Below are 3560 nucleotides of genomic sequence, written 5' to 3'. Positions count from 1 at the left end.
CCGGTGGCGGCGCCGCGGGCGCGGGGGCCTCGGCGGCGGGCGCCGGCGGAGCAGCCGGCTTGGCCGCGGGGGCTGCCGGAGTCGGGGCCTTGACGGCCGCGGCGGCCGCCGGTGCAGCCTTCGGCGGTGCCGAGGCGGCGGACTTGGCGGGCGCCTTGGCCGGCTCTTCGCTCTTCGCGGCGGCCTTGCCACCGCCGAACGACTCCCGCAGCCGCCGCGCGACGGGCGCTTCCACGGTCGACGAGGCCGACTTGACGAATTCGCCCTGCTCGCTCAGCCGAGCGAGAACTTCCTTGCTGGTGACACCGAGTTCCTTGGCCAACTCGTGTACGCGGGCCTTTGCCACTACATCTCCTGTCTATGAGGCGACAGCGGTGGTGGGCCGCGCCTCGGGTTTAGCTATGACGCATGGTCATCGGGACTTCACGGTGTGCTCATGTTCTTCGCTACCTGTTCTGTTGGCCGGGGCGGTGAGCCCGATCTGCTGATCGAAGTACTCCTCCACCCCGGACACATCCGGGGAACCGCTGATCCGCAGCGCGCGCGCGAACGCTCGTCGCCGGATCGCCGCTTGCAGGCACGCCGGTGCGGGATGCAGCCATGCGCCCCGTCCCGGCAGGTTGCCCACCCGGTCAACGGTCACGGCCTCGTTGCCGTTCCCTGACACAGCGACCACCCGAAGCAACTCGACGGCCAACTCGCGTTTCCGGCACCCGACACACGTGCGCACCGGTCCCTGCGGGGAGCGGTGCGTCCGCGAGGCGGCTGTCGAAGTCTCGCGCTGGATCACGGCTCAGTCTACCCATACGGCGGCGGCGGTCCGAACACGCTCAGCACAGCCGGTCGCCGCCCGCCGGGCGGCACCTCAGAACAGGGTGCCGATATCCAGCAACTGGCTCAGATCCGCCAGCCAGCCGGTGTCGGCGGCGTCCGAACCCAACGAACCCGTCAGGTCTGAGGTATCGCCGGCGGCCTGCGCCACGGTGGCTACCGCCGCCGAAGTCTGATCGTCGGGGAAGGTGTCGAAAAGCGGAAAGGTGTAGTTGAAGAGCGTCACGTAATCGGACATCCCCTCAGGATTCTGGATGTAATGATTCCCGTAGATCGTGAAATAGCTCAAGATCCCGACGATCGTCTGCAGTGCGAAGTTGTCGTCCACTGCTCCGGTCCACGCCGAGGCCGCACCGGTGCCATCGGTGATCTCGTCGCGCACGTCGCTGGCGAACAGGAAGGGAATGCCCCCGGTCACGCTGGTATGCGTATCGCCGAACGTCCCGACGATGTTGCCGCTGTCGTCGGCGACGTTGTATGGCCAGGTGGATTGGTGGTACGTGAAGTAAGGGGCGAGGTCGGTGTAGTCGGTGACGTCGGTGGGCGGCCCCGGCGGAGACACCGTGCCGGGCGGGAGCGTGTCAGCGGCCGCGAGGCCGGCGGATAGCGCAGCACCCAGACAGGCACCGATGGCAAGCACAAATCGACGACAATTCATCGCAAAACTCCCCCGTACGATTCACGCTCAGTTATGGGCGCGGATCAACGCTACGTCCCACCCGCGCAAATATCACGAGGAATTCACAGATTTTGACGCGCGCGACAGATAAGAACGCTTATCCGGGAACGTGGTCGGGTTCGCTGTCCGAGTGGGTCGGCGCGTCGCTGCGGATATCGATGCGCCAGCCGGTCAGCCGGGCCGCCAGCCGGGCGTTCTGGCCCTCTTTGCCGATGGCCAGCGACAGCTGGAAGTCCGGGACCACCACCCGGGCGGCCCGAGCCGCCTGGTCGATCACCGTCACCGACATCACCTTGGCCGGCGACAACGCGTTGCCGACAAAGCGCGCCGGGTCCTCGTCGTAGTCGATGATGTCGATCTTCTCGCCGGCCAGTTCGCTCATCACGTTGCGGACCCGCTGGCCCATCGGGCCGATGCAGGCGCCCTTGGCGTTGAGCCCGGGGACTCCCGAAGCCACCGCGATCTTGGACCGGTGCCCGGGCTCCCGGGCGACCGCGACGATCTCCACCGACCCGTCGGCGATCTCGGGCACTTCCAGGGCGAACAGCTTGCGTACCAGGTTCGGGTGGGTGCGCGACAGCTCGATGCGCGGTTCGCGCAGCCCGCGGGTCACGCCGATCACATAACAGCGCAGCCGGTCGCCGTGCTCGTAGGCCTCGCCGGGCGCCTGCTCGGAAGGCCGGATGACGCCGTCGAAACCTTTGGCCTCGGTACCCAGCCGCACCACAACGACGCCGCGGGCGTTCTCCCGGGCGTCGCGCTGGACGACGCCGGCGACGATATCGCCCTCGCGCGCCGAGAACTCGCCGTACGCCTTCTCGTTCTCGGCGTCGCGCAGCCGCTGCAGGATCACCTGACGGGCGGTGGTCGCCGCGATACGACCGAAGCCCTCGGGCGTGTCGTCGTATTCGCTGATGACGTTGCCGTCGGCGTCGGTCTCGCGGGCCAGCACGCGAACCATGCCGGACTTGCGGTCGACGTCGATGACTGCGTCGGCCTGGTGCCCTTCGGTATGCCGGTAGGCGGTGAGCAGCGCCGACTTGATGGTCTCCACCACCACCTCGACCGGAATGCCCTTGTCGGCCTCGATCGCGTGCAGCGCCGCCATGTCGATATTCATCGGTCGGCCTCCGTTCCCGCATCGGGGGCCTGCCGGCCCGTCAACTCCAACTCACGTGCACTCGGCGCGGCGAACTCGACCTGCACCACCGCGCGCTTGATGTCGCTGAGCGGCAGCCGGCGCCGCTCCCAGTCCCGCCCGGAGCGCACCACCAGGGTCACCACGTCGTCGTCGACGTCGGCCACCCGGCCGGTCACGCCGGTCTCATCGGCCAAGGTCACCTCGATCTTGCGACCGTGCGCACGCCGGAAATGCTTGGGGGCGGTCAGCGGCCGCTGCACGCCGGGTGAGCTGACCTCGAGCACGTATCGGGCGTCGAAGGACAGGCCGTCGAGCAAATCCGACGCCGAGCGCGACAACGCCGCGGCAGTGTCAAGGTCCAGTGGGGTGTCGCCATCGGCGACCACGGTGATCCGCGGCAGCGGGGCACGGTCATCGACCACGACGTCTTCGATCTCGTATCCGGCACGGCTGAACTCAGCGTCGAGCAGCTCGATCACCTGTGTTTGCGATGGTAGCCCGGTGGCCACGGCGAGCTCCTCATCTTGAGTTGTCCGGTCGTCGCGTTCCCCCGCGCCAGGCGCACCGGGAACCAGCCACCCACGATACGCCGTGGTGTGCACACCCACAGCAAACCGGCAAAAGCACCGGCCATGCCCTATGCCCCCGCCACCGGCCATGTCGCGTCCGTCCGGCGGCACCGGGGTGGCAGGATGACTCAGGTGTCCGGCCCACTGACCGCCATCGACCGGCGGCGCCTGCTGAGCGGAGCCGGGATGATCGCGCTGGTCGCCTTGGCGGCGCCGGCGTGCGGGTCGGCTCCGGCCCCACCGGCTGTCGATGATCTGGAGGCGCAACGCCAACTGGCGCAGCACGACAGTGAGCTGGCCGCCGCAGCCGGAGCGGCACTGACCCGAGCAGACCGCCCCG

Annotated in this window: 5 protein-coding genes and 1 pseudogene; 1 reads left to right on the top strand and 5 read right to left on the bottom strand. The window is 68.6% G+C overall.

The features are described from left to right. The 5 genes from DQP56_RS23185 to rimP all read right to left on the bottom strand — a co-directional run. A partial coding sequence (locus DQP56_RS23185) for a translation initiation factor IF-2 N-terminal domain-containing protein (protein WP_205868962.1) occupies window positions 1–346 on the bottom strand: 346 nt, incomplete at its 3' end. Between the two features lie 66 nt (window positions 347–412). After that, entirely contained in the window at window positions 413–667 is a 255-nt protein-coding gene (locus tag DQP56_RS23180) for a DUF448 domain-containing protein (RefSeq protein WP_370493743.1), read from the bottom strand. 198 nt (window positions 668–865) lie between these two features. Next, window positions 866–1393, bottom strand: a complete 528-nt coding sequence (locus tag DQP56_RS23175) for a hypothetical protein (protein ID WP_165825128.1) — start codon at window positions 1391–1393, stop codon at window positions 866–868. A 214-nt stretch (window positions 1394–1607) separates the two neighbouring features. Next, entirely contained in the window at window positions 1608–2630 is a 1023-nt protein-coding gene (gene nusA / locus DQP56_RS23170; protein WP_112689383.1) for a transcription termination factor NusA, read from the bottom strand. Next, on the bottom strand, window positions 2627–3160 hold the full coding sequence (gene rimP, locus DQP56_RS23165) for a ribosome maturation factor RimP (RefSeq protein ID WP_112689381.1): 534 nt from the start codon (window positions 3158–3160) through the stop codon (window positions 2627–2629). Before rimP ends, nusA begins: the two co-directional genes overlap by 4 nt. A gap of 183 nt (window positions 3161–3343) precedes the next feature. On the opposite strand from rimP, the pseudogene DQP56_RS23160 reads away from it, so the two are divergent. Continuing rightward, window positions 3344–3560 (top strand): annotated as a pseudogene (locus DQP56_RS23160) (hypothetical protein); the annotation flags it as partial.

It is taken from the genome of Mycolicibacter senuensis (assembly GCF_003284925.1).
Taxonomy (GTDB): Bacteria; Actinomycetota; Actinomycetes; order Mycobacteriales; family Mycobacteriaceae; genus Mycobacterium; species Mycobacterium algericum_A.
Note: the sequence above shows the minus strand (reverse complement) of the source record. Positions and strands in the feature narration are given on the sequence as shown.

What these genes read in the sequence shown, in the direction of transcription:
- nusA (WP_112689383.1), bottom strand. Translation starts at nt 2,630, where the DNA reads ATGAATATCGACATGGCGGCGCTGCACGCGATCGAGGCCGACAAGGGC.